The sequence below is a fragment of the Burkholderiales bacterium genome (assembly GCA_035560005.1).
GTDB lineage: Bacteria > Pseudomonadota > Gammaproteobacteria > Burkholderiales > Eutrophovitaceae > DASRFY01.
Genome location: DATMAN010000071.1, coordinates 25,319 through 49,994, shown reverse-complemented (window position 1 = coordinate 49,994; position 24,676 = coordinate 25,319). Strand labels below are relative to the sequence as shown.

Here is a 24,676-nt window from a genome sequence, read left to right as displayed (position 1 = left end):
CACGAGGTCAACCAAGATGCTCAGAATGCAATTCATCCACGAGCCCTGTTTTTTCCTTCGTGCCTTCGTGTTTCGCTCTTCATTGGCGGTCCGAATTGGTTCTGCTTTTTCTAGGATCGGGCCTTGAGTGATCTGAACAACAAGACGGTATTCATCACGGGAGCCTCGCGGGGGATCGGGCGCGCGATCGCCCTGCGCTTCGCGCGCGACGGCGCGCGCATCGTCGTGACCGGCAAGACAGCCGAAGCGCATCCTAAGCTCAAGGGAACGATCTACGACACGGCGCGCGAAGTGGAGGAAGCCGGAGGCAGGGCGCTGGCGCTGCAACTGGATATTCGCGATGAAGCGGCGGTCGCGGCGGCCGTGCGCCAGGCCGCGGAACGGTTCGGCGGCATCGATGTACTGATCAACAACGCCAGCGCGATCTCGCTCACCGCGACCCTGGCGACTTCGGCCAAGCGCTACGACCTGATGCAGCAGGTCAACGCGCGCGGCACCTACGTGTGCTCGCAGGCCTGCATTCCGTACCTCATGCGCTCGCAGAACCCGCATATCCTGACCTTGTCCCCGCCGCTGAACATGAATCCGAAGTGGTTCAAGGATCACCTGGCCTACACCATCGCCAAGTACGGGATGAGCATGTGCACCCTGGGCATGGCGGCGGAGTTCGCCTCCCATGGCATCGCGGTGAATTCGCTCTGGCCGCGCACCACGATCGCGACCGCGGCCATCGAGGTCTACTTTCCGCAGGCGCTGGCGGCGAGCCGCACGCCGGCGATCGTCGCCGACGCGGCCTACGCGATCGTGACCGGCGACAGCAGGAAAACCACCGGCAACTTCTTCATCGACGAAGAGGTCTTGCGCGCGCACGGCGTGTCCGACTTCTCGTGCTATGCCGTGACGCCGGGCGTTTCGCTCGCGTCGGACCTGTTCCTCGACTGATCGCGCAACCGGGCAATCCAAGGAGGAGACGAGATGGCGAAGAACGTGGACCTGATCTCTCCGGAGATCGCCAAGACCCTGGATGGCTTGTTCGCCGAGCGGGTAAAGCGCTCTGCGAACGCACTGGCCTATCGCAATTTCGACGAGCAAACCGGGCAATGGAAAGACTATACCTGGCGCGAGGTGGACCGGCTGGTCGCGCGCTGGCAGGCGGCGCTCGGGAATGAGGGGCTTGAGCGCGGCGACCGGGTCGCGATCATGATGCGCAACTCGGTCTGGTGGGTGGTGTTCGACCAGGCCGCGATGGGGCTCGATCTGGTTACGGTCCCGCTCTACACCTCCGACCGGCCGGACAACGTCGCCTATATCGTCCGCGATTCGGGGGCGAAGCTGTTCTTCTTCGAGGACCCTGCGACCTGGGACGCGTTCGCGGAGGTCAAGGGGCAGCTCGAAGGGGTCAAACGGCTGGTGTCGCTCAAGCCGCTGAAAGGCGCGCCCTCCGATCCGCGACTGGTGGACGCCGACCACTGGGTGCCGAAGGAGGCCGGCGAGACGAAACACGTCAACACCGATGGCAAGAAGCTCGCCAGCATCATCTATACCTCGGGCACCACGGGTCGGCCGAAGGGCGTGATGCTTTCACACTACAACATGCTGCACAACGCCTACTCGACCTTGCAGCGCTTCAGCATGACGACCGACGATCTGTTGCTGTCATTCCTGCCGCTGTCGCATACGCTGGAACGCACCTGCGGCTATTACGGTACGGTCATGGCGGGCGCGCAGACCGCGTTCGCCCGTTCGGTGCAACAGCTTGCCGAGGACCTGCTCACCATCCGGCCGACGCTGTTGATCTCGGTGCCGCGCATCTACGAGCGGGTGTACGCCGCGATCAAGCAGAAGCTGGCGGAAAGTCCTCCTGCGCGGCGCAAGCTGTTCGAGTTCGCGGTCGAGCTGGGCTGGGCCCGGTTCGAACATCAACAGGGGCGCGGACCGTGGAAGCCGAGCTTCCTGCTGTGGCCGGTCCTGGAGAAACTGGTGGCCTCGAAGGTCACCGCGCGCCTGGGCGGAAGGCTGCGCTGCGCGACCTGCGGCGGCGCGGCGCTCTCGCCGGAGATCGCCAGGCTGTTCATCGGCCTGGGGCTGCCGGTGCTGCAGGGCTACGGACTGACCGAAACCAGCCCGGTGGTCAGCGCCAACACGATCGAGGACAACATTCCTGCCAGCATCGGCAAGCCGATTCCCGGCGTGGAAGTGAAGATCGGCGAGAAGGACGAGCTGCTGGTCAGGGGCCCGAACGTGATGCTCGGCTACTGGAACAACGAGGAGGCGACCCGGGCGATGTTCACGCCCGACGGCTGGCTCAAGACCGGCGACACCGCGCGCATGGACCAGACCGGGCATCTGTACATCACGGGCCGGCTGAAGGAGATCATCGTCATGTCCAACGGCGAGAAGGTCCCGCCGGTGGACATGGAAGCGGCAATCATGCGCGACACCCTGTTCGAACAGGTGATGGTGCTCGGCGAAGGCAAGCCGTTCCTGACCGCGTTCGTGGTGCTGAACAAGGATCAGTGGGCGAAAGTCGCGAAGGAGCGCGGCCTGGACCCGGACTCCGAATCGGCGATGCGCGGCCCGCAGGCCGAAAAGATCGTCCTGGAACGGATCAAGCTGCAGATCAAGGAGTTTCCCGGCTACGCCCAGTTGTATCGCGTGGCGATCCTGCCGCAGCCCTGGACGGTCGAAAACGGCTTGCTGACCCCGACCATGAAGGTCAAGCGTGCCAAAGTGGTGGAGGCCTACAAGCGCGAGTTCGAAACGCTGTACGCAGGACACTGAATGCCCGAGGAGAGTCAGCCGGTGCAGTTGCCCGCAGGCAAGGAGCCCGCGCTTCGCGTGGTGCCGATGCCTTCCGACGCCAACTTCAATGGCGACATCTTCGGCGGCTGGATCATGTCGCAGGTGGATATCGCGGGCAGCATCCCGGCGGTGCGGCTGGCGCGGGGGCGGATCGCCACCGTGGCGGTCAACTCCTTCGTCTTCAAGCAGCCGGTGCTGATCGGCGACCTCGTCAGCTTCTACGCCGACATCGTGCGCGTGGGCCGCACTTCGATCACGGTGGCGGTGGAAGTGTTCGCGCAGCGGCGCAGCCTGCGCGAAGTCGTGAAGGTGACCGAGGCCACGCTGACTTACGTGGCTGTGGACGACCAGGGACGTCCGCGGCCGGTCAACCCAGGCAGCGCGGGCTGATTCGGGTTTTTCGAAATCGCTGTTCAATCAGCGACACTTGTAAGGAGAAAGCGATGAAGAAAGCGTTCAGGAAGGCAGCGTTAGCAGCGGCAATTGCTGGGTTGTTTGGCGGCGGTGCGGGGACCGCGTCGGCGGCGGGATTCGCGCTTGCCGAACAGAGCGGAAGCGGGCTCGGCAATGCCTACGCCGGCGCTGCGGCAAGCGCCGAGGACGCCAGCACCGTGTTCTTCAATCCCGCAGGCATGAGCCGGCTGCAAGGGCGTCAGTTCGCGGTCGCCGGCCACGTCATCGCGGTTTCCGCCGACTTCTCCGGTTCGGCGACCGGCCCCGCCGCACTGGGCCTTGGAACGGTTCCCGGAACGGGCGATCCCGGTCAGACCTCCTTCGTCCCCAACGGCTACTTCGTGATGCCTTATGGAGAAAGGCTGCACTTCGGCATCGGTGTCAACGTCCCGTTCGGGCTGACCACCGAATACGACTCGAACTGGGTGGGGCGTTTCCAGGGCATCAAGTCCGAGCTGACGACCATCAACATCAACCCGTCGGTGTCCTACAAGCTCTCCGATACGGTGTCGGTGGGCGGCGGGATCAACTATCAGCTGGCAGACGCGGAACTCACGAATGCCGTCGTGCTGGGTGCCGGGGTCAGTGGCAACACCAAGCTCGAAGCCGACGACGATGGATGGGGATGGAATCTCGGGCTCCTGTTCGACGTTGCGAGCGGCACGCGCATTGGCCTGGCCTACAGGTCGCCCATCGAGTACGAACTCGAGGGCAGCGTAAACACGACCACTGCCGCCGGTGCACCAGTGGCCGCCGCCAGCGGTCCGGCGAGAGCGGACGTGACTTTTCCGGGGATGTTCTCGTTGAGTCTTGCCCACCGGTTGTCGGATCGGCTCCAGTTGCTCGGTGACGCCACCTTCACGCAATGGAGCGAGATCAACCGTGTCGATGTCGTCAACACGACCAACGGGACGCTGCGCGAGGTGTTCGTCTTCGATTTCGACGACAGCTGGCGGGTATCGGTAGGCGCCGACTACAAGTGGAACGACCAGTGGACGCTGAAAGGCGGTCTCGCCTATGACCAGACGCCGGTGAAGAGCGCGACGACACGCACGGTGCGGCTGCCCGACAACGACCGGATCTGGCTGGCGCTCGGGGCGCAGATGCGGGTGGGCCAGAGCGGTCGGCTAGACCTGGGTTACGCGCACCTCTTCATCAAGGATGCCGACATCAACCATACCCGCAGCCAGCAGGCGCCGGGATTCACCGTGCCCACGCCGGCGCCTGGTACGGCGACGACGGTCACGGGCACGTACGAAGGCTCGGTGGACATCCTGAGCGTGCAGTATTCCATGAGCTTCTGAAGTGCAAGCTGCGCGCCGTGGCGGATCTGGCTGCGGCGCGCCGTTTCAATCCGGCCCTGTGAGCACGACGCAATGCAACCCTCCCTGAAGATCCGCAAGGCCGCGGTGCTGGGCGCCGGGGTGATGGGCGCGCAGATCGCCGCCCATTTGGTCAACGCCAATGTCGAAGCGGTCCTGTTCGACCTGCCGTCGAAAGAGGGCGATCCGAACGACATCGTCCGCAAGGCGATCGACAACCTCAAGAAGCTCGAGCCCAGCCCGCTTTCCGTCGCGTCGAAGGCGGACTATATCCAGCCGGCCAACTACGACCGGGACATGACGCTGCTCAAGGACTGCGATCTGGTGATCGAGGCGATCTCCGAACGCATGGACTGGAAGAGGGCGCTGTACGAAAAGGTCGCGCCTCATCTTTCGGATCGCGCGGTGTTCGCGAGCAACACCTCCGGCCTGTCGATCAACGCCCTGGCGCAAGCGCTGCCGGAAGCGTTGCGCGCCAGGTTCTGCGGCATGCATTTCTTCAATCCGCCGCGCTACATGCACCTGGTCGAGCTGATCCCGGGCCGCGGCACCCGTCCCGACATCCTAGACGGGCTGGAAGCGTTCCTGGTCACCGCGCTGGGCAAGGGGGTGGTGCGCGCCAAGGACACGCCCAACTTCATCGCCAACCGCGTCGGAGTGTTCTCGATTCTCGCCGCGTTTCACCACACCGAGCGGCTCGGGCTGGGATTCGACGAAGTCGATGCGCTGACCGGGCCGCTGATCGGCCGGCCGAAGAGCGCCACTTATCGCACGGCGGACGTGGTCGGGCTCGATACGCTCGCGCATGTGATCAACACGATGAAGGAAACGCTGCCGGACGACCCTTGGCACCGCTACTACGAGGCCCCGGGCTGGCTGCGGCGGCTGCTGGAGGAGAAAGCTTTCGGCCAGAAGAGCGGGCGGGGTGTTTACCGGAAGGTCGGCAAGGATATCCAGGTGCTGAACCTTGGCGATGGCAACTATCGGCTGTCGGGAAAGCAGGCGGACGACGGCGTTGTCGAAATCCTCAAGAACAAGAACGTTGCCGAGCGCTTTGCGCAGTTGCGTGCGAACCGCCATCCGCAGGCGCAATTCCTGTGGGCGGCGTTTCGCGACTCGCTGCACTACTGCGCCTATCACCTGCAGGAGATCGCGGACAATGCGCGCGACGTGGACTTCGCGGTGCGCTGGGGATTCGGCTGGGATCGCGGGCCGTTCGAGATCTGGCAGTCCGCCGGCTGGCCGCAAGTCGCCGCCTGGATCTGCGAAGACATCGCGACCGGCAAGGCCATGTCGAACGCGCCGCTGCCGGCGTGGGCGCTCGAAGCCGAGCGCGCCGGCGTGCACACCGCCAACGGGTCCTACAGCCCGGCCACCCGCAGCTACCAGCCGCGCCCGACGCTGCCGATCTACCGGCGCCAGCCCTTCCCGGACCGGCTGATCTCAGAGCCGGCCGCCTACGGCAGCAGCGTGTTCGAGACCGATGCCGTGCGTCTGTGGACCACGGGCGATGACATCGCGGTGCTCTCGTTCAAGTCCAAGATGCACGCCATCGGCGAAGACGTGCTCGACGGAATCGCGCAGGCGATCGAGGAGGCCGAGCGCGGCTTCAAGGGTCTGGTGATCTGGCAGACCGAACCCCCGTTCTCCGTGGGCGCGAATCTCTCCGGTGGGAGTAATCGCAAGCCGGACCAGAAGCCCTCCGCGTTCGCCTCGATGATGAAGAAGTTCCGGCGCGAGGCGGAGTCGGCGATCCTCAAAGCGGCACGCAAGCTGAACGTCGCTGACGCGTTGATGGCGGGCCGGCTGGAGAAGGTCGAGCAGATGGTCGAGCAGTTTCAGGCGACCAGCCTGGCGCTTCGCTATTCGATGGTTCCCACGGTCGCCGCGGTCGACGGCATGGCGCTGGGGGGTGGGTGCGAGTTCGTGATGCATTGCGATCGGGCCGTCGCCAGCCTGGAAAGCTACATCGGTCTGGTGGAAGTCGGGGTGGGCCTGATTCCGGCCGGTGGAGGATGCAAGGAGCTCGCGCTGCGCGCCGCCGATGAGGCGAAGGGCGAAGACGTCTTTCCTCTGCTGAAGCGCTACTTCCAGAACGTGGCCACAGCCCAGGTGGGCAGAAGCGCGGAGCATTCGCGCGAGCTGGGCTACCTGCACCCGGCCGACCGCGTAGTGATGAACCGCTTCGAGTTGCTGCACGCCGCGAAGGCCGAACTGAACGCCATGCACGAGGCCGGTTATCGTCCGCCGCTGCGGCGGCGGAACATCCCGTGCGCCGGGCGCAGTGCCATCGCCACCCTGAAGATGGGGATGACCAACCTGCTCGCCGGGCGCCACATCTCCGAGCATGACTATCTGGTCGGGTCGAAGCTTGCGTACGTGATGTGCGGCGGGGACGTGGAGCCGGGCAGCCTGGTGGACGAACAGTGGTTTCTCGATCTCGAGCGCCGGGCGTTCATCGAGCTGCTGGCGACCGAGAAGACTCAGGCGCGGATCGAGCATATGCTCAAGACCGGCAAGCCGTTGAGGAATTAAGCGCTCACCGCGGAGGACGCGTGAGGACGCGGAGGAAAACCGGACTGAGGAGCGCGGGACCAAGTTGCTCGGGGCTCGAAGGACACGAGGGAGGGAAAATCGGCAATTCCTTCGTGACTTCGTGTTTCGCTCTGCGCGTTTCCTCAGCGTCCTCCGCGGTGAAAGCTTGAATTTGGAGGCTCGGAGTCATGGCCAGACAAGTACAAGATGCATACGTGGTGGCGGCGGCGCGCACGCCGGTGGGCAAGGCGCCGCGAGGGGTGTTCCGCAACGTTCGCCCGGACGACCTGCTGGCCCATGCGCTCAATGCCGCGATGGCGCAGGTGCCGTCGATCGAGCGCGGCGCAGTGGACGACGTGGTCGTCGGCTGCGCCATGCCGGAGGCCGAGCAGGGGATGAACGTGGCGCGCATCGCGCTGCTACTGGCCGGTTTTCCGAACAGCGTCGCGGGCATCACGGTCAACCGCTTCTGCGCCTCGGGGCTGAACGCGGTGGCGATCGCCGCGGACCGGATCCGTCTCGGCGAGGCGGACGTGATGATCGGTGCCGGCACCGAAAGCATGAGCATGATCCCGATGGGCGGCAACAAGATATCGGCCAACGAGAAGATCTTCCTGAAGGACGAGAACCTCGGCATCGCGTATGGAATGGGCATCACGGCCGAGAAAGTGGCGGAGCAATGGAAGGTCTCGCGCGAGGCGCAGGATGAGTTCGCGACCGAAAGCCACCGCCGGGCGCTTGCCGGAATCGAGAAAGGCGAGTTCAACGACGAGATCGCGCCCTACACAGTCGAGGAACGCGTTCCCGACCTCGAAAAGCACGAGATTGCCACCCGCGGCAAGGTCGTCGCGGTCGACGAAGGTCCGCGGCCGGGCACCACGCCGGACGTGCTGGCCAAGCTCAAGCCGGCGTTTGCCAGCGGCGGCTCGGTGACCGCGGGCAACAGCTCGCAGACCTCCGATGGGGCGGGGGCCGTAGTCCTTGCCTCCGAATCGGCGGTCGGTCGCTACAACCTGAAGCCACTGGCCCGCTTCCTCGGCTTCGCAGTGGCGGGCGTGCCGCCGGAGATCATGGGCATCGGACCGAAGTTCGCGATCCCCAAGGTGCTGAAAGAAACCGGCATCCGCCAGGACGACCTCGACTGGATCGAGCTGAACGAAGCGTTCGCTGCCCAAACGCTGGCCGTCATCGGCGACCTCGGGCTGGACCGCTCGAAAGTCAACCCGCTGGGCGGCGCCATCGCGCTCGGACACCCCCTCGGCGCCACCGGCGCGATCCGCACCGCGACCCTGGTGCACGGCATGCGGCGGCGTGGACAACGCTATGGGATGGTCACGATGTGCATCGGCACCGGCATGGGCGCGGCCGGCCTGTTCGAGTCGGTGCGCTGAGCATGCCACGCCCTACCGGCAAAGCCGCCGGCAGCCGAGGATCCCTCAAGACCTGGCTTCTGCGCACCCGCTTCAACCTGTATCCCGCGTTCTGGGGTACGGGCGCGAAGGTGATCTACATCGCCGAGGACCTGCGCGCGATCCGCATCAAGTTGCCGCTCAACTGGAGGACCCGGAACATTTACGGGACGTTGTTCGGAGGTGCCATGTACGCGGCGACCGACCCGCTCTACGCGCTGTTGATCAAGGTCGGCCTCGGCCCGGGTTACATCGTGTGGGACAAGGCCGGGTCGATCCGCTACCTCAGGCCGGGGCGCGGCGCGCTCTATGCGCAGTGCAGCGTGAGCGAGGCCGAACTGGACAGCCTGCGCGCCCGCCTCGCCGAGGAGCCATCGGTCGATCTCGATTATGAGATCGAGCTGAAGGACGGCGACGGGATCGTGCACGCGGTGGTGATGAAGACGATCTACGTGGCGCGCAAGGACGCCTACCTGCGCAAGCTCGAGCTGGAGGCCGCCGGCAGCATGCCGCGTGCGCAAGGCAGTGCCCCGAGAACCGGGACGCCATCACGACGAGAAAACGGATGACCGCAATCACCCGCGTGGAAGTGTTCCAGGTCGACCTCAAGGCCAAGGCCCGGCGCGGCGACGCCATCCAGTCTTTCCCGGTGCAGGAGACGCCGATGGTCCGCATCTTCGCCGACGACGGCGCGGAGGGCACGGGTTACAGCTATACGATCGGCACCGGCGGATCTTCCGTTGTGGCCTTGATCCGTGATCATCTCGCGCCGCAGCTGATCGGGCGCGACCCGCAGATGGTCGAGCAGATCTGGCGCGACCTGTTTTTTCATACCCATGCCACCGCGGTGGGCGCGATCACCAGCCTGGCGCTGTGCGCCATCGACACGGCGCTCTGGGACCTGCGCTGCCGGCGCGCCGGGCTGCCGCTGCACGTCATGGCGGGCGGAGCCCGGGAGAAGATACCGGTCTACGACACCGAGGGCGGATGGCTGCACATCCCCACGGCGCTGCTGGTCGAGAACGCGGAGGAGGTCAGGTCCCGCGGGTTCCGCGGCGTCAAGATCAAGGTCGGAAAGCCGCACGTCGCCGAGGACATGAAGCGGCTGCGCGCGGTGCGCCGCGCAATCGGCGACTCCTTGGAGCTGATGGTCGACGCGAACCAGGGATTCGACGTGCCGGAAGCGATTCGGCGCGCGCGGCACTACGAGGAAGTCGATCTGGCGTGGCTCGAGGAACCCTTGCCGGCCGAAGACCTGCACGGCCACGTCCTGCTGCGCGAGTCCACCACGCTGCCCATCGCGGTCGGCGAGTCGCTGTATTCGCTCAGTCACTTCAGGGAATATCTGCAACGCGGTGCCTGCACCATCGTGCAGACCGACGTCGCGCGGATCGGCGGCATCACGCCCTGGCTCAAGTGCGCGCATCTCGCCGAGTCCTTCGACGTGCCGATCTGCCCCCACTACCTCATGGAGTTGCACGTAGGGCTGTGCGCGGCGGTGCCGAACGCGCCGTGGGTGGAATACATTCCCCAGCTCGATGTCATCATGAAAAACGAGCTCAAGATCGAGAAAGGCTTCGCGTTTCCGTTCGACTCCCCCGGTCTGGGCATCGAGTGGGACTGGAAAGCGATCGAGAAACTGAGGGTAGCGCCCCCGGCGGTGGTGGGTGGCTCCAAACCGCCCGCGGCGCGCGCGCGTGCGAAGGAAGGCTCGAAATGACATCCCGTAGGGTCCGAGACAGGACGCCGCCGAATGGTGGCCCGTGCGAGATTACGAACCCGAAAACGGCAGGACCCGCCGCTGTATGATGTCCTTGTCGGAGCACGGTCGGACGCTCGATGTCGATGGCTCGATCGGGGTTTCCTGATCGAGCCGCACGCAGTCCCGCGTACAGCAGCTTGCGCCATGACCTGAACTCCTGAGGGCACGAAATGCGTGTCTTGCGCCTGCTGTGGTTGATTCTCCTGATTCGGAGCGCGCTGGCGGCCGATGGGCCGGTCGTCGTCCTCACGGTCGACGGCGCGATCGGACCGGCCACGGCCGATTACATCGGCCGCGGGCTGGAACGGGCGCAGAAGCGCGGCGCCCAGCTCGTGGTGCTGAAGATGGATACGCCGGGCGGGCTCGACAGCGCCATGCGGGACATCATCAAGGACATCCTGGCCTCGCGCGTGCCGGTGGCGACCTACGTGCATCCGAGCGGCGCGCGCGCGGCGAGCGCAGGCACCTACATCCTCTACGCCAGCCACATCGCGGCGATGGCGCCGGCCACCAATCTGGGCGCGGCCACGCCCATTCCGATCATGGGACCCGAAGGCGATCCCGGCCGGCAGCCGCAACGCGGGGAGCGTGACAAGAAGGACAAGGAGGCGCGCGAGGAGCAGACCCGATCGCCCGCCGAATCCGCCACGCGCAAGCAGGTGTCCGACGCGGCGGCCTATATCCGCGGTCTGGCGCAGCTGCGCGGCCGCAACGCCGAGTGGGCCGAGAAGGCGGTGCGTGAAGCGGTAAGCCTGCCCGCCGAGGAGGCCGTGCGCATCAAGGTGATCGATCTCGTCGCCACGGACGTGGCGGACCTTCTCAAGAAGGTGGACGGCCGCAAGATCGCGCTGGAGCGCGGGTCGGTCACGCTGGCAACCGCCAACGCCGAGACCGTCGAGGTGCAGCCCGACTGGCGCAACCGCTTCCTGGCTACGATCACCAACCCGAGCGTGGCCTATATCCTGATGCTGATCGGGATCTACGGGCTGATCTTCGAGTTCTACAATCCCGGCATGATTCTGCCGGGCGTAGTGGGGGCGATCTGCCTGCTGCTCGCGCTGTACGCCTTCCAGTTGCTGCCGGTCAATTATGCTGGGGTGGCCCTGGTGCTGCTCGGGATCGCGTTCATCGTCGCGGAGCTGTTCGTGCCGGCCTACGGCGCCCTGGGTATCGGCGGCGCCATCGCGTTCGTGGTCGGCTCGGTCATGCTGATGGATACGGAAATGCCGGAGTTCTCGATTCCGTGGGGCGTGATCGGCGGGGTGGCTTCGGTCACCGTGCTGTTCGTCTTTCTCGTGATCCGCATGGCGCTGCAGTCGCGCAAGCGCCCGGTGGTGTCCGGCTCGGAAGAGCTGGTCGGCAGCCTCGGTGAAGCGCTCGAGGACTTCGATTCCACCGGCTGGGCGCGCATCCACAGCGAAAACTGGCGAGTGCGGTCTCGGGTTCCGGTGAAACGCGGCCAGACCGTCAGGGTCACCGCAGTCAAGGGCCTCGAACTCGAAGTGGGCGTGGTCGACGAACAAGCCAAAGGAGAACAACGATGACGACTTACTTCTGGATGACCGTGATCACCCTCGTCGTGGTGATCGCGGCTTATTCCCTGCGGGTGCTGCGCGAATACGAACGCGGCGTGGTGTTCCAGCTCGGGCGCTTCTGGGCGGTGAAAGGGCCGGGCCTGATCTTCGTCATTCCCGGCATCCAGCAGATGGTGCGCGTGGATCTGCGTACCGTCACGATGGACGTGCCCAGCCAGGACGTGATCTCGCGCGACAACGTGTCGGTGAAGGTGAACGCGGTCGTCTATTTCCGCGTGGTCGATCCGCAGAAGGCGATCATCCAGGTCGAGAACTACCTGGTAGCCACCAGTCAGCTCGCGCAGACCACCTTGCGTGCGGTGCTCGGCAAGCATGAGCTCGACGAGATGCTCGCGGAACGCGAGAAGCTCAATCTCGACATCCAGAACGCGCTCGACGTGCAGACCGATGCCTGGGGCATCAAGGTCTCCAACGTCGAGATCAAGCACGTCGACCTGAACGAGACCATGGTGCGCGCCATCGCCCGGCAGGCCGAGGCCGAGCGCGAGCGGCGCGCCAAGGTCATTCATGCCGAGGGCGAGCTTCAGGCTTCCGAGAAGCTGCTGCAGGCGGCGCGCACGCTGGCCGCCCAGCCCGAGGCGATGCAACTGCGCTATCTGCAGACGCTGACCAGCGTGGCGGGCGACAAGAGTTCCACCATCGTATTCCCGGTGCCGATGGATATCCTGGGCCCGATGATGGAAGCCTTGCGCAGAAGACAGGGTTGAAGGCGCGAGCAGACCGGCCTATCGGGGCGGCGTCGGCTTTGCGATGCGGGCCGCTACCGTCCGCCTTCATCCTGGCATCTACATGTTCGGATAGTTGGGCCCGCCGCCGCCTTCCGGCGTGACCCACACGATATTCTGGGCCGGATCCTTGATGTCGCAGGTCTTGCAGTGCACGCAGTTCTGCGCGTTGATCTGCAGGCGCTTGGCCGGCCGGCCGCCGAGCCCCTCACGGCTCGTTGCGGGATCATCGACGTACTCGTAGACACCGGCAGGGCAATAGCGGCTTTCCGGTCCGTCGTACAGCGCCAGGTTGACGCGGATCGCGACACCGGGGTCCTTGAGCCGCAGGTGTATCGGCTGGTCCTCGTTGTGGTTGGTGTTGGAGATGAACACCGAGGACAGCCGGTCGAAAGTCAGCACGCCGTCCGGCTTCGGGTACTCGATGGGCTTCGCCTCGGATTTTCTCTTCAACGTCTCGTGATCGGCGTGTCGATGGTGCAGGGTCCAGGGCGCCTTGCCGCCGAACAGCAGTTGGTCGATGCCGACCATCAGCGTTCCCAGATGGAGTCCCTTCGACATCCACGGCTTGAAGTTGCGCGCCCGAAACAGCTCTTCGTACAACCAGGAACGGCGGAAGGCCTCGGGGTAGGCGGTCAACTCGTCGCCGGAGCGTCCGGCGAGCAGGGCGCCAAAGGCCGCCTCGGCGGCCAGCATCCCCGACTTGATCGCGCAATGACTGCCCTTGATGCGGGCTGCATTCAGGAACCCGGCGTCGTCCCCGATCAGCACACCGCCGGGAAAGGTCAGCCTGGGCAACGCCTGCAAGCCGCCTGCCGTGAGCGCGCGCGCCCCGTAGCACAGGCGCCGTCCGCCTTCGAGAAAGCGGCGGATCGCGGGGTGGGTTTTGTAGCGCTGGAATTCCTCATACGGCGAGAGGTAAGGATTGGAGTAGCCGAGCCCGACCACGAAGCCCACCGCCACCTGGTTCTTTTCCAGGTGGTAGAGGAATGATCCGCCGTAGGTGTCCGGTTCGAGCGGCCAGCCCGCCGTGTGGATGACGAGCCCCGGCTGATGCTTCGCCGGATCGATCTCCCACAGCTCCTTGATTCCGATGCCGTAGACCTGAGGATCGGCGCCGCGCCGCAGGTCGAACTTCTCCTCCAGCTGCTTGCCCAGATGACCTCGGCAGCCCTCCGCGAAGAAGGTGTACTTGCCGTGCAGCTCCATGCCCGGCTGGTAGGCTTGCGTCTTCCGGCCGGCGCGATCGATCCCGACATCACCGGTTGCCACGCCCTTGACCGACCCGTCCGGCGCATAAAGCACTTCGGCGGCGGCAAAACCCGGGAAGATGTCCACGCCGAGCGCTTCGGCCCGTTGACCCAGCCAGCGGCAGACGTTGCCCAGGCTCACGACGTAGTTGCCGTGGTTCTTGAAGCACGCGGGCAGCAGCCAGTTCGGCGTACGGATGGCCCGGTTTCGTGACAGAAACAGAAAACGGTCTTCGGTGACCGGCGTGTTGAGCGGCGCGTCGAGTCGCTGCCAGTCGGGAATCAGTTCGCTGAGCGCGCGCGGATCCATGACCGCGCCCGACAGGATGTGCGCCCCGATCTCGGAACCCTTTTCCAGCACGCAGACGTTGAGCTGCGTCGAACGCTCGGCGGCCAACTGCTTGAGCCGGATCGCCGCGGACAGCCCGGCCGGCCCGCCGCCGACGATCACCACGTCGTATTGCATGGATTCGCGTTCAGCCAATCGCCTCTCCTCCCGAAAGCCCGTGAGCGTTTAGAATTCGCCGGGAATCATAACCCGCGGAGCACGACCGAGCGTGCAACGACAACGCAAGCTGGTGCGCACCGACCGCATGGCCATGCGCTGGGGAGAGATGGACGCGCTGGGCCACATGAACAACGTCGCCTACTTCCGCTACTTCGAGCAGGCGCGCATCTCCTGGTTCGACAGCCTGCAGATCGTCTATCGACCGGGCTCGGAAGGGCCGATCCTCGGCAGCATTTCCTGCCGCTATCTCAAGCCGGCCGTCTATCCGGTGGAGTTCGAGCTGGCCACTTATGTGGGGCGACCCGGCCGCAGCAGTTTCGCGATGTGGCATGAGCTGTCGCGCGCGGACAATCCGGCCGAGCGCTTCGCGGAGTGCGAAGCGGCCATGGTCTGGATCGACATCGCCGAAGGGCGCTCGCGCCCGTTGCCGGACTGGCTGCGCGAACGGCTTCAGTCCTGAGCCCGGAACACCCGCCCGCTCACGCCGACGCTGTCCGGTCCCATCAGGTACAAGTACAGGGGCATCAGCCGTTGCGGCGAGGGCAGCTCGGCGGACGTCTCGCCAGGGTGCGTTTTCGCGCGCAGCGGGGAGGCCACGGGACCCGGAACGATCACGTTGGCACGCAGATGCGGCAAACGCGACCACTCGTCGGCCTGGATCCGGCACAGCGCTTCCAGGCCCGCCTTCGAAACCGCGTAAATGCCCCAGTAGGCGGGGCTCGTCGCGGCATGCGTCTCGGAAACGTAAATTACCGAGGCATCCGGCGCGGCGCGCAGCAGCCGCGCACACGCTCGCGTGAGCGCGAACGGGGCGATCAGATTCACTTCCAGCGAGAGGCGCCATTCTTCGGCCGTCTGGTGTTCAAGCGCCGACAACTTGTCGAAGCGCGACGCATTGTGGACGATGCCGTCGAGGCGCCCGAGCTGAGTTTCGATCGCGTAGGCGAGCTGCTCGTATTCGCGCGTCCCCGCCTTCTCCAGGTCGAGCGGGATCGAGGCCGGCTCGGGAAACGCCTTGGAGGTGATTTCGTCGTACACCGCATCAAGGGTCTTGGCGTGTCGCCCGTGCAGCACGACCGTGGCCCCGTGGGCCGCGAAGGCCAGCGCGCACGCCTTGCCCAGGCCGCGCGAGGAGCCCGTGACCAGGATCACGCGACCGCAGAGCAGATCCGGCCGCGGCTGATAATTCAGCAGTTCCTTCATCCTCGTGTTCGGCTGGTCAACGCATTCCGAGATCCTCGAGCACAAGCCGGGCAGCGGCCACGCCGCTGCGCACCGCCGTTTCCAGCGTAGCGGGATGTTCCGAGTCGGTGTAATCGCCCGCGAGATAGAGCCGCGGCATCGCAGTGCGGTTGAGCGGGCGCGGCAGGCCGGGCACGCAGGCGAACGTCGCCCGTTTCTCCGCGATCACCCGGTGCCAGCGCGGTGCAGGAAGAGCCGGCCAGCGGGCGAGGAGTTCGCCGTGCACCCGCTGGGCCAGTATTTCGTGCGCCAGCGCTTCGTGCGGTCCGTCCGCGCTGATGACTGCCCCGATCAACCCCGCTTGCCCGCAGAGTGCGCCGCGATCGAATACCCACTGGGCCAATCCCCCGGCCAGGCCGACCATCGGCGCCGGAAGCCGCAGCGGTTCGGGATACTGCAGGTATACGGAGTAAATCGGCCGGTACTGATAGCGGCGCACCTGATCGACCGCGCTGCTCAGTGCCGCGACACCGCTCGCCAAGGCTTCGAGCCGGTGCGGGTGGACCGCAACGATCGTGTGGGTAAAACCGCGCTCTTCGTTGACCCGAAACCCGCCGTCTTCGACGCCGAGCGATTTTACCGTCACGCCCAGACGTATTCCTCCGCCTCGCCGCTCGACAAACGCCCGCGCCCGCTCGGGAAACAGGCTGGAAAAATCGGTCTCGGGCAGCAACAAGTCGGCTGCGCAGCGGCCGGCGCCGAGCGAGTCGCGCAGCACATTGAGGAACACCTGCGCGGACGCCTCAGCCGGGCGGGTGTTGAGCGCCGCGACGCACAGCGGGCCCCACAGCAACTGCGCCGGTTTGCCGGTCTGCCGGTGTGCGGCCAGCAGCGCCTCGACCGTGTGCGCCGGATCGCAGCGGAACCGGCAGCGCTTGTGGGCGAGGATGAAGCGCGCGGCTCGAATTTTCTCGCCGGCAGACAACCCGTTCGCCAGACACAAGGCGGCCACCATATGCAAGGGCGCGGGAAGGGGCGCCGCGCGCAGGCGAAGCCCGGGCTCGATTCGCAGCGTCAGCGGAAGGCGGCGCAGTCCCGCCGTTTCGTTCGCCGGACGCACTTGCTCGATCAGGCGCAAGGTCTCGCGGTATGCGCCGAGCAGCACATGCAGGCCGTTGTCGAGCCGAACCCCATCGATCTCGACTCGGCGAGCTCGTCCGCCCAGCACCTTGGCGGCTTCGAACACCACGACTCGGATTCCCGCGGCGGCCAGCTCTGCGGCGCTTGCCATGCCGGCCCATCCGCCGCCGATGACGGCAACGCGCGCGCGCTCTTGTCTCATACCCCGCGCCTCGCCAGACCTACGCGGTCAGCCATGTTCTCCAGGCAATCCAGAGCTTTCGCAACGGCGTGAGGCTCACGCGCGTGGACAGCACGCGACAGCCGTCGGCCTCGATCTCGTCGAGGAGCGTGCGGTAGATCGCGGCCATGACCAGTCCGGCGCGCTGGCTGCGGCGGTCTTGAGGCGCGAGCAGAGCCAAGGCCCGTTCGTAATGGGCCCTTGCGCGCCGGATCTCGAAGGCGATCAGGGCGCGGAACGCATCGGTTTCGCGCAAGGACAGGACGTCCGTCGCGGCGACGCCGAAGCGGTCGAGATCCTCGGTGGGCAGGTAGATGCGGTCGCGGCGGGCGTCCTCGCCGACATCGCGGATGATGTTGGTCAGCTGAAACGCGGTGCCCAGCGTCCTGGCGTAATCGAGAGTCGAGGCGCTTCGATAGCCGAAAACCTCTGCGGCCATCAGCCCGACCACCCCGGCCACCTTGTAGCAATAACCGTCCAGGGCTTCGAAGCTCGCATAGCGGTTGCGTTCCAGGTCCATTTCCATTCCATCGATGATGTCGTGGAAATAGTCCTGCGGGAGATGGTATTGCTTGACCACCCGGGCGAGGGCCCGTGCCACGGGGTGCTGCGGGTCACCGGCGAAGCTCGCTGCGATCTCGGTGCGCCACCAGGCGAGCTTCATTCGCGCCACGCCGGGATCGCTGCAGTCGTCGACGACGTCGTCGACCTCGCGGCAAAAGGCGTACAGGGCGGTAATGGCGCGCCTTTGCTCCGGCGGCAGGAAGAGGAAGCTGTAGTAGAAACTGGATCCGCTGCCGGCCGCGCGTTGCTGGCAATACTCGTCCGGTGTCATGTCAGCGCGCGCCAGAACATGTATGCCCAGTCCGGGGCCGTGAGCACCGGCCGTCGCCGGAACACGTCGCCATCGGCCGCCTGCAGCTTGTCCAGGATGCGGCGACCGCCCATGACGATCATGCGCAGCTCCAGGCCGACTCTGCCGGGCAGCGCTCGGCCGAGCGCGGCGCCCCGATCGAGGAGGGCTCGCGCGCGCTTGGCCTGATAGGCCATGAGGTCGCGCCATGCGCCGCCAGTATCGCCACGCGCGATCTGATCCTCGGACACGCCAAAGCGATGCAGCTCGTCGAGGGGCAGGTAGATGCGGCCCTTGGCGAAATCGACTGGAACATCCTGCAGAAAGTTGATCAGCTGCAACGCGGTACAGATCCGGTCCGAATTGGCGATGTTGTCCGCGTCGGCGCAGCCGAACAGATGCAGCAACAAGCGTCCGATCGGATTGGCCGATCGCCGGCAGTAGTCGGCGAGCTCTGCGAAACTGGCATAGCGCTTCTTGGTCACGTCCTGCGCAAAGGCCGATAACAGGTCGCGAAACGGCTGCAGGGGCAGCGCGTAACGGGCAACCACCGCAGCGAGCGCCTCGAACAGCGGTGATCCGGGCGCTGCGCCCGACTGAAGCCGGTCCAACTCGGCGGCGTACTGGTCGAGCCACGCGAGGCGTTGCGCGTCGGTCCAGCCGCCCTCGTCAGCGAAGTCGTCCGCGCTGCGCGCGAAGGCGTAGATGGTTTCTACCGGTCGACGCAGCCGTCCGGGCAGCAGCAGGGAGGCGACCGGAAAATTCTCGTAATGTCGGATGCCCATGGTCGCCGGGTGCGAGTCGAAGGTGGAGAAAACGGCGAGGGATGCGGCTCGCGGCAGCGCGCTCGGGTGGCGGCGCGGGGGGCGATTATATTAAAATGCGTTCGTCGCGAAAGTGGCGGAATTGGTAGACGCACCAGATTTAGGTTCTGGCGCCGGAAGGCGTGAGAGTTCGAGTCTCTCCTTTCGCACCAGAGCCGCGACTGCGGGCGCGACTGCCAATTTCGCCACAATATCACCAGAGAAGCCAGGGTAAATGCAAGCTAGCCTCGAAACGCTGAGCCCGCTCGAGCGACGCCTGTCAGTGACCTTCCCGCTCGCGGAGGTCAACGCCGAGGTCGAATCCCGTCTCAAGCAACTCGCCAGAACCGTGAAGGTCCATGGCTTCCGTCCGGGCAAAGTGCCGCTGCGCATCGTCGAGCAGCAGTTCGGCGGGCAGGTGCGGCAGGAGGTGCTCGGCGATGCGGTGCAGAAGACTTTCGGCGAAGCGGTCCGCGAGAACAAGCTGCGCGTGGCGGGGTTCCCCCGCATCGAGCTGAAGTCTGCGGACGGGACGGCCGGCAAGGTCGAGTATACGGCGACCTTTGAGGTCTACCCGGAAGTCGTCGTGGGCAACCTGGGCAGCCTGACGATCGAGCGTCCGGTCGTGTCCATCGGCGAGGCGCAGATCGACAAGACGATCGAGATCCTGCGCAAGCAGCGCACCGTGTACGAGCCGACCGACGCCGCCGCCGCCAGCGGTGACCGGATCCGGATGGATTATCAGGGGACGATCGACGGAGCGCCCTTCGAAGGCGGCAGCGCGCAGGATCAGTACGCCGTGCTCGGCGAAGGTCGTCTGCTGCCCGATTTCGAGAGAAACGTCATCGGACTGCGGGCGGGCGAGTCGACGAGCTTCGAGCTGCGCTTTCCCGACGACTACCACCGCAAGGAAGCAGCGGGCAAGACCGCGCGCTTCGAGGTCAAGGTCACGGAAGTGAGCGCCGCGAGGATGCCGGCCTTGGACGCCGCTTTCGCGCGGGCCCTCGGAATCGAAAGCGGGGATCTCGCGAAGATGCGCGAGGAGGTGAAGGCCAATCTGGAGCGCGAGGTCAAGCGGCGCACCTCCGCGCGGCTCAAGGACCAGGTGATGAAATCCCTGGTCGAGAACGTGCGGGTGGAACTACCCAGGGCGCTGGTGGACCTGGAGATCGAGCGGCTGATGCATGGCATGCGCCGGGATTTGCAGGCGCGCGGTCTGAAGCCCGAACAGGTGCCGTTGCCCCGAGAAGCCTTCGAAGCCGAGGGCAGGCGCAGGGTGCAACTCGGGCTGATCGTCGCCGAACTGGTGCGTTCGCACAAGCTGGAGGCGCGACCGGAGCAGGTGAGGGCGGTGATCGAGGAGCTGGCCAAGAGCTACGAGAAGCCCGAAGAGGTGGTGCGCTGGTACTATCAGCAGCCGGACCGGATTCGGGAGATCGAGTCCATGGTGCTGGAGGACAACGTCGTCCAGTGGGTGCTGGGGCAAGCGCAAGTCGTCGACAAGACGATAGACTTTGACGATCTGATGGGAAGTGCAACATGAGCAGGTATCAGGATCTGGGCTGGGAGCCCCGCGGATTGGGCCTCATCCCGATGGTGATCGAGCAAAGCGGGCGGGGCGAACGCGCCTACGACATCTACTCCCGGCTGCTGAAAGAGCGCGTGGTCTTTCTCGTGGGTCCCGTGACCGAAATGACGGCGAACCTGATCGTGGCGCAGCTGCTGTTTCTCGAGTCGGAGAATCCGGAGAAGGACATTTCGTTCTACATCAACTCGCCGGGCGGATCGGTGTCGGCCGGCATGGCGATCTACGACACCATGCAGTTCATCAAGCCCGACGTGAGCACCCTGTGCATCGGCCAGGCGGCCAGCATGGGGGCGTTCCTGCTTGCGGCGGGCTCCAAGGGCAAGCGCTTCGCCCTGCCCAACTCGCGGATCATGATTCACCAGCCGATGGGCGCTTTTCAGGGACAGGCTTCGGATGTCGAGATTCACGCGCGGGAAATTCTCTACCTGCGCGCGCGGCTCAACGAGCTGATGGCCAAGCATACCGGGCAGGACGTCAAGACCATCGAGCGCGATACGGACCGGGACAATTTCCTCAGCGCGGAAGAGTCGGTAAAGTACGGGCTGGTGGACAGGGTTCTGGTCAGCCGTACCGAGACCGGCGTGCCGGCTTGAGAATCCCGAAAGCCTTGCGGACGGCTCGGGATGGGGCCGGCGGCATGGGCCGGACCGGGGCGGAACTTGTGGCCGTCCCGGTGTCCTAGTTCTCTTGGCACGCAAGGCGAAAGGCGCGTATGTCAGATAAACCCGGCGGCGAGAAGCTTCTCTACTGCTCCTTCTGCGGCAAGAGCCAGCATGAGGTGCGCAAGCTGATCGCCGGTCCCTCGGTGTTCATTTGCGACGAATGCATCGAGCTGTGCAACGACATCATCCGCGAAGAAAGCCACGCCGAAGCGCCGGGCAAGGGCGCGAAGTCCGACCTGCCGGTGCCGCATGAGATCCGCGCGATTCTCGATCAGTACGTGATCGGCCAGGACACCGCCAAGAAGATTCTTTCGGTCGCGGTCTACAACCACTACAAGCGGCTCAAGACCGTCCAGAAGAAGGACGATGTCGAGCTGGCCAAGTCGAACATCCTGCTGATCGGACCGACCGGGTCCGGGAAGACTTTGCTGGCGCAGACTCTGGCGCGGCTGCTGAACGTGCCCTTCGTGATGGCCGACGCGACCACGCTGACCGAAGCGGGCTACGTCGGAGAGGACGTCGAGAACATCATCCAGAAGCTGCTGCAGAAATGCGACTACGACGTCGAGAAGGCGCAGCGCGGGATCGTTTACATCGACGAGATCGACAAGATCTCCCGCAAGTCCGACAACCCCTCGATCACGCGCGACGTCTCCGGGGAAGGCGTGCAGCAGGCGCTGCTCAAGCTGATCGAGGGCACCATCGCCTCCGTCCCCCCGCAGGGCGGGCGCAAGCATCCCAATCAGGAGTTCGTGCAGGTCGATACCACCAACATCCTGTTCGTGTGCGGGGGTGCGTTCGACGGCCTGGACAAGGTGATCCGGCAGCGCTCGGACAAGAGCGGGATCGGCTTCGGCGCCGAGGTCCGCGGCAAGGACAGCCGCAAGGACATCGGCGAAGTCCTGAAGGAAGTCGAGCCGGAAGACCTCATCAAGTACGGCCTGATCCCGGAGTTCGTCGGCCGCCTGCCGGTAGTCGCTACGCTGGACGAACTCGACGAGTCGGCGCTGATCCAAATTCTGACGGAGCCGAAAAACGCGCTGCTCAAGCAGTATCAGAAGATGTTCGCCATGGAGGGCGTGCAGCTCGAGGTGCGCCCCGAAGCGTTGAGGGCGGTGGCGAGGAAGGCGCTCGCCCGCCGCACCGGCGCCCGGGGGTTGCGTTCGATCATGGAACACGTGCTGCTCGACATCATGTACGACCTGCCGTCGATGGCGAACGTGGAGAAGGTCGTCATCGACGACGGCATGATCGACGGCGACGCCAAACCGATTCTCATTTACTCGGATCAGCCGAAGGTCGCGGGCTCCGCCTGATGAGTCCGCCGGGGCCGTGCAAAAGACGCTGCGCGGCGCGATCCCGAACCGAAGTCTGATTCGCAACGCTCAGGTGCCGAATGACTGAAACAGTCCATAGCATTGAAAACGCGGTCAACTACCCGTTGCTGCCTTTGCGCGACGTGGTCGTCTTTCCGCACATGGTGATCCCGCTGTTCGTCGGGCGCCCGAAGTCGATCAAGGCGCTGGAATTGGCCATGGAGGCCGGCAAGCACATTCTGCTGGTCGCGCAGAAATCCGCCGCGAAGGACGAGCCCTCCGCCGATGATCTCTACGGTATCGGCAGCGTGGCCAACATCCTGCAGATGCTCAAGCTTCCGGACGGCACCGTGAAGGTGCTGGTGGAGGGGGTGCAGCGCGCGCGTATCGCGCAGGTGCACGACGAGCGCACGCACTTCTCGGCCGATGCCGGCATCGTGCCGGTCGAAGCGGTGGAATCCACCGAAGTCGAGGCGATGCGGCGCGCGATGCTCTCGCAGTTCGACCAGTACGTGAAGCTGAACAAGAAGATCCCGCCGGAGATACTGACCTCGCTTTCCGGGATCGACGAACCGGGGCGTCTGGCCGACACCGTAGCCGCGCATCTGCCGCTGAAATTGGAGCAAAAGCAGGCCGTGCTGGAAATGGCTGACATCAAGAAGCGCCTCGAGCACCTGCTTTCGCTGCTGGAAGCGGAGCTCGACATCCTTCAGGTCGAGCGACGGATCCGCGGGCGCGTCAAGCGCCAGATGGAGAAGAGTCAGCGCGAGTACTACCTCAACGAGCAGGTCAAGGCGATCCAGAAGGAACTGGGCGACCTGGAGGAGGGCGCGGACCTCGACGAAATGGAAAAGCGCATCAAGGCCGCGCACATGCCGAAGGAGGCACGCCAGAAAGCCGAAGCCGAATTGAAGAAGCTGCGCCTGATGTCGCCGATGTCCGCGGAAGCCACCGTGGTGCGCAACTACGTGGAGACCCTGATCAGTCTGCCCTGGAAGAAGCGAAGCAAGATCAGTACCGATCTGGGCAGGGCGCAGGAGATCCTCGATGCCGATCATTACGGACTGGAAAAGGTCAAGGAGCGCATCGTCGAGTACCTGGCCGTGCAGCAGCGCGTCGACAAGGTGAAGGCGCCGATCCTGTGTCTCGTCGGTCCGCCGGGGGTGGGCAAGACCTCGCTCGGCCAGTCGATCGCGCGCGCCACGAATCGCAAGTTCGTGCGCATGTCGCTCGGCGGCGTGCGCGACGAGGCGGAAATCCGCGGCCACCGACGCACCTACATCGGCTCGATGCCGGGCAAGATCCTGCAGAACATGATCAAGGTCGGCGTGCGCAACCCGCTGTTCCTGTTCGACGAAGTCGACAAGATGGGGATGGACTTCCGCGGCGATCCGGCTTCGGCGCTGCTGGAAGTGCTCGATCCCGAGCAGAACGACAAGTTCGTCGATCACTACGTCGAGGTCGAATACGATCTGTCCGACGTGATGTTCGTGGCCACCGCGAACACGATGAACATCCCTGCGCCTCTGCTCGACCGCATGGAAGTGATCCGCCTGTCCGGATACACCGAGGACGAGAAGGTCAACATCGCCGTGCGCTACCTGCTGCCCAAGCAGATGAAGAACAACGGGCTGAAGCAGAACGAGCTTTCGATTTCGGAGAGCGCGATTCGCGACATCATCCGCTATTACACCCGTGAAGCCGGGGTGCGCGGACTGGAACGCGAGATCTCCAAGATCTGCCGCAAGGTCGTCAAGGCGCTGCTGATGAAGAAGCGCGACGAGAAGGTCGTGGTCACCGCGCGCAATCTGGACAAGTATCTGGGGGTCCGGCGCTATACCTACGGGATCGCGGAGAAGACCAACCAGGTCGGCCAGGTCACGGGACTGGCATGGACCGAGGTCGGCGGCGAGCTGCTCACGATCGAGGCGGTCGTCATGCCGGGCAAGGGCAACATCCACCGCACCGGCTCATTGGGCGACGTCATGAAGGAGTCGGTGGAAGCGGCGCGCTCGGTCGTGCGGGCCCGGGCCGCGAGGCTGGGCATCAAGGACGACTGCTTCGAGAAGAGCGACATCCACGTTCACGTGCCCGAGGGCGCCACGCCCAAGGACGGACCCTCGGCCGGTATTGCGATGACCACCGCACTGGTATCCGCCCTGACGGGGATACCCGTGCGTGCCGACGTCGCGATGACGGGCGAGATCACGTTGCGCGGTGAGGTGCTGGCGATCGGCGGGCTGAAGGAGAAGCTGCTGGCAGCGCACCGCGGCGGCATCAAGACCGTGCTGATCCCGGAGGAGAACGTCAAGGACCTGGCGGAGATCCCGGACAACATCAAGAACCGCCTGGACATCCACCCGGTGAAGTGGATCGACCAGGTGCTCGAGCTTTCCCTCGAGCGTCAACCCGAGCCGCTGCCGGAGAAGACCGAGCCGGTGGCGATTCCGCCCATCGAGACGACGCCGGCGACGACCCGCGCGATCAAGCACTGAGAGCACGGCGTCGGCAGAAGGCGGCGGGCTTCCCGACCGCCTTTCTTGTTTCAGGA

Annotated in this window: 19 protein-coding genes, 1 tRNA gene and 1 pseudogene; 16 read left to right on the top strand and 5 right to left on the bottom strand. The window is 65.2% G+C overall.

Annotated elements, in window-relative coordinates; genetic code table 11:
* Positions 1–123 precede the first annotated feature (123 nt).
* The 10 genes from VNM24_10975 to VNM24_10930 all read left to right on the top strand — a co-directional run bounded on the left by VNM24_10975 (position 124) and on the right by VNM24_10930 (position 12,585).
* Positions 124–942: an NAD(P)-dependent oxidoreductase gene (locus VNM24_10975; GenBank protein HWQ39107.1), complete on the top strand. Its 819-nt coding sequence runs from the start codon at positions 124–126 to the stop codon at positions 940–942.
* A 33-nt stretch (positions 943–975) separates the two neighbouring features.
* Positions 976–2,781 carry a long-chain fatty acid--CoA ligase gene (locus tag VNM24_10970; GenBank protein HWQ39106.1) on the top strand — a complete coding sequence of 602 codons (1,806 nt, stop codon included), beginning with the start codon at positions 976–978 and terminating at the stop codon, positions 2,779–2,781.
* Complete coding sequence (locus VNM24_10965; protein HWQ39105.1) at positions 2,782–3,192, top strand: acyl-CoA thioesterase; 411 nt, start codon at positions 2,782–2,784, stop codon at positions 3,190–3,192.
* A 53-nt stretch (positions 3,193–3,245) separates the two neighbouring features.
* Entirely contained in the window at positions 3,246–4,559 is a 1,314-nt protein-coding gene (locus tag VNM24_10960; protein ID HWQ39104.1) for an outer membrane protein transport protein, read from the top strand.
* A 72-nt stretch (positions 4,560–4,631) separates the two neighbouring features.
* A complete protein-coding gene (locus tag VNM24_10955) occupies positions 4,632–7,112 on the top strand; it encodes a 3-hydroxyacyl-CoA dehydrogenase NAD-binding domain-containing protein (protein HWQ39103.1) in 2,481 nt (826 codons plus the stop codon).
* A gap of 188 nt (positions 7,113–7,300) precedes the next feature.
* A complete protein-coding gene (locus VNM24_10950) occupies positions 7,301–8,503 on the top strand; it encodes an acetyl-CoA C-acyltransferase (GenBank protein HWQ39102.1) in 1,203 nt (400 codons plus the stop codon).
* Between the two features lie 2 nt (positions 8,504–8,505).
* Positions 8,506–9,090 (top strand): DUF4442 domain-containing protein, encoded by a 585-nt coding sequence (locus VNM24_10945; protein HWQ39101.1) that lies wholly within the window; start codon positions 8,506–8,508, stop codon positions 9,088–9,090.
* A complete protein-coding gene (locus VNM24_10940) occupies positions 9,087–10,241 on the top strand; it encodes a mandelate racemase/muconate lactonizing enzyme family protein (protein HWQ39100.1) in 1,155 nt (384 codons plus the stop codon). The genes VNM24_10945 and VNM24_10940 overlap by 4 nt, the downstream gene beginning before the upstream one ends.
* Before the next feature lie 212 nt (positions 10,242–10,453).
* A complete protein-coding gene (locus tag VNM24_10935) occupies positions 10,454–11,827 on the top strand; it encodes a nodulation protein NfeD (GenBank protein ID HWQ39099.1) in 1,374 nt (457 codons plus the stop codon).
* Positions 11,824–12,585 (top strand): slipin family protein, encoded by a 762-nt coding sequence (locus VNM24_10930; protein HWQ39098.1) that lies wholly within the window; start codon positions 11,824–11,826, stop codon positions 12,583–12,585. The genes VNM24_10935 and VNM24_10930 overlap by 4 nt, the downstream gene beginning before the upstream one ends.
* Positions 12,586–12,663: 78 nt before the next feature.
* On the opposite strand, the gene VNM24_10925 is transcribed toward VNM24_10930, so the two are convergent.
* Entirely contained in the window at positions 12,664–14,319 is a 1,656-nt protein-coding gene (locus tag VNM24_10925) for an electron transfer flavoprotein-ubiquinone oxidoreductase (GenBank protein ID HWQ39097.1), read from the bottom strand.
* A 91-nt stretch (positions 14,320–14,410) separates the two neighbouring features.
* Here VNM24_10925 and VNM24_10920 point away from each other — a divergent pair, with 91 nt between their 5' ends.
* Positions 14,411–14,821 (top strand): thioesterase family protein, encoded by a 411-nt coding sequence (locus VNM24_10920; protein ID HWQ39096.1) that lies wholly within the window; start codon positions 14,411–14,413, stop codon positions 14,819–14,821.
* Here VNM24_10920 and VNM24_10915 read toward each other — a convergent pair.
* The 4 genes from VNM24_10915 to hpnC are packed head-to-tail and all read right to left on the bottom strand — an operon-like array spanning position 14,812 to position 18,541.
* The gene (locus tag VNM24_10915) at positions 14,812–15,564 is read right to left on the bottom strand and encodes an SDR family NAD(P)-dependent oxidoreductase (GenBank protein ID HWQ39095.1); all 753 of its coding nucleotides are present in this window, start codon (positions 15,562–15,564) and stop codon (positions 14,812–14,814) included. The genes VNM24_10920 and VNM24_10915 overlap by 10 nt on opposite strands.
* 16 nt (positions 15,565–15,580) lie before the next feature.
* Positions 15,581–16,885 carry a hydroxysqualene dehydroxylase HpnE gene (gene hpnE, locus VNM24_10910; protein HWQ39094.1) on the bottom strand — a complete coding sequence of 435 codons (1,305 nt, stop codon included), beginning with the start codon at positions 16,883–16,885 and terminating at the stop codon, positions 15,581–15,583.
* Positions 16,886–16,904: 19 nt separating this feature from the next.
* The gene (gene hpnD, locus VNM24_10905) at positions 16,905–17,738 is read right to left on the bottom strand and encodes a presqualene diphosphate synthase HpnD (protein HWQ39093.1); all 834 of its coding nucleotides are present in this window, start codon (positions 17,736–17,738) and stop codon (positions 16,905–16,907) included.
* Positions 17,735–18,541 (bottom strand): squalene synthase HpnC, encoded by an 807-nt coding sequence (gene hpnC, locus VNM24_10900; protein ID HWQ39092.1) that lies wholly within the window; start codon positions 18,539–18,541, stop codon positions 17,735–17,737. Before hpnC ends, hpnD begins: the two co-directional genes overlap by 4 nt.
* A 106-nt stretch (positions 18,542–18,647) precedes the next feature.
* Here hpnC and VNM24_10895 point away from each other — a divergent pair.
* The 5 genes and pseudogenes from VNM24_10895 (at position 18,648) to lon (ending at position 24,548) form a co-directional block, all read left to right on the top strand.
* Positions 18,648–18,732, top strand: a tRNA-Leu gene (locus VNM24_10895).
* A 62-nt stretch (positions 18,733–18,794) separates the two neighbouring features.
* Positions 18,795–20,102 carry a trigger factor gene (gene tig / locus VNM24_10890; protein ID HWQ39091.1) on the top strand — a complete coding sequence of 436 codons (1,308 nt, stop codon included), beginning with the start codon at positions 18,795–18,797 and terminating at the stop codon, positions 20,100–20,102.
* Positions 20,099–20,740, top strand: a complete 642-nt coding sequence (clpP, locus tag VNM24_10885; protein HWQ39090.1) for an ATP-dependent Clp endopeptidase proteolytic subunit ClpP — start codon at positions 20,099–20,101, stop codon at positions 20,738–20,740. Before tig ends, clpP begins: the two co-directional genes overlap by 4 nt.
* Before the next feature lie 119 nt (positions 20,741–20,859).
* Positions 20,860–22,125 (top strand): ATP-dependent Clp protease ATP-binding subunit ClpX, encoded by a 1,266-nt coding sequence (clpX, locus tag VNM24_10880; protein ID HWQ39089.1) that lies wholly within the window; start codon positions 20,860–20,862, stop codon positions 22,123–22,125.
* Positions 22,126–22,205: 80 nt separating this feature from the next.
* Positions 22,206–24,548 (top strand): annotated as a pseudogene (gene lon, locus VNM24_10875) (endopeptidase La).
* Positions 24,549–24,676 lie beyond the last annotated feature (128 nt).

Coding starts and splice junctions, on each gene's coding strand:
- VNM24_10970 (HWQ39106.1), top strand. CDS start 976: ATGGCGAAGAACGTGGACCTGATCTCTCCGGAGATCGCCAAGACCCTG.
- VNM24_10965 (HWQ39105.1), top strand. CDS start 2,782: ATGCCCGAGGAGAGTCAGCCGGTGCAGTTGCCCGCAGGCAAGGAGCCC.
- VNM24_10960 (HWQ39104.1), top strand. CDS start 3,246: ATGAAGAAAGCGTTCAGGAAGGCAGCGTTAGCAGCGGCAATTGCTGGG.
- VNM24_10955 (HWQ39103.1), top strand. CDS start 4,632: ATGCAACCCTCCCTGAAGATCCGCAAGGCCGCGGTGCTGGGCGCCGGG.
- VNM24_10950 (HWQ39102.1), top strand. CDS start 7,301: ATGGCCAGACAAGTACAAGATGCATACGTGGTGGCGGCGGCGCGCACG.
- VNM24_10945 (HWQ39101.1), top strand. CDS start 8,506: ATGCCACGCCCTACCGGCAAAGCCGCCGGCAGCCGAGGATCCCTCAAG.
- VNM24_10940 (HWQ39100.1), top strand. CDS start 9,087: ATGACCGCAATCACCCGCGTGGAAGTGTTCCAGGTCGACCTCAAGGCC.
- VNM24_10935 (HWQ39099.1), top strand. CDS start 10,454: ATGCGTGTCTTGCGCCTGCTGTGGTTGATTCTCCTGATTCGGAGCGCG.
- VNM24_10930 (HWQ39098.1), top strand. CDS start 11,824: ATGACGACTTACTTCTGGATGACCGTGATCACCCTCGTCGTGGTGATC.
- VNM24_10925 (HWQ39097.1), bottom strand. CDS start 14,319: ATGCAATACGACGTGGTGATCGTCGGCGGCGGGCCGGCCGGGCTGTCC.
- VNM24_10915 (HWQ39095.1), bottom strand. CDS start 15,564: ATGAAGGAACTGCTGAATTATCAGCCGCGGCCGGATCTGCTCTGCGGT.
- hpnE (HWQ39094.1), bottom strand. CDS start 16,885: ATGAGACAAGAGCGCGCGCGCGTTGCCGTCATCGGCGGCGGATGGGCC.
- hpnD (HWQ39093.1), bottom strand. CDS start 17,738: ATGACACCGGACGAGTATTGCCAGCAACGCGCGGCCGGCAGCGGATCC.
- hpnC (HWQ39092.1), bottom strand. CDS start 18,541: ATGGGCATCCGACATTACGAGAATTTTCCGGTCGCCTCCCTGCTGCTG.
- tig (HWQ39091.1), top strand. CDS start 18,795: ATGCAAGCTAGCCTCGAAACGCTGAGCCCGCTCGAGCGACGCCTGTCA.
- clpP (HWQ39090.1), top strand. CDS start 20,099: ATGAGCAGGTATCAGGATCTGGGCTGGGAGCCCCGCGGATTGGGCCTC.
- clpX (HWQ39089.1), top strand. CDS start 20,860: ATGTCAGATAAACCCGGCGGCGAGAAGCTTCTCTACTGCTCCTTCTGC.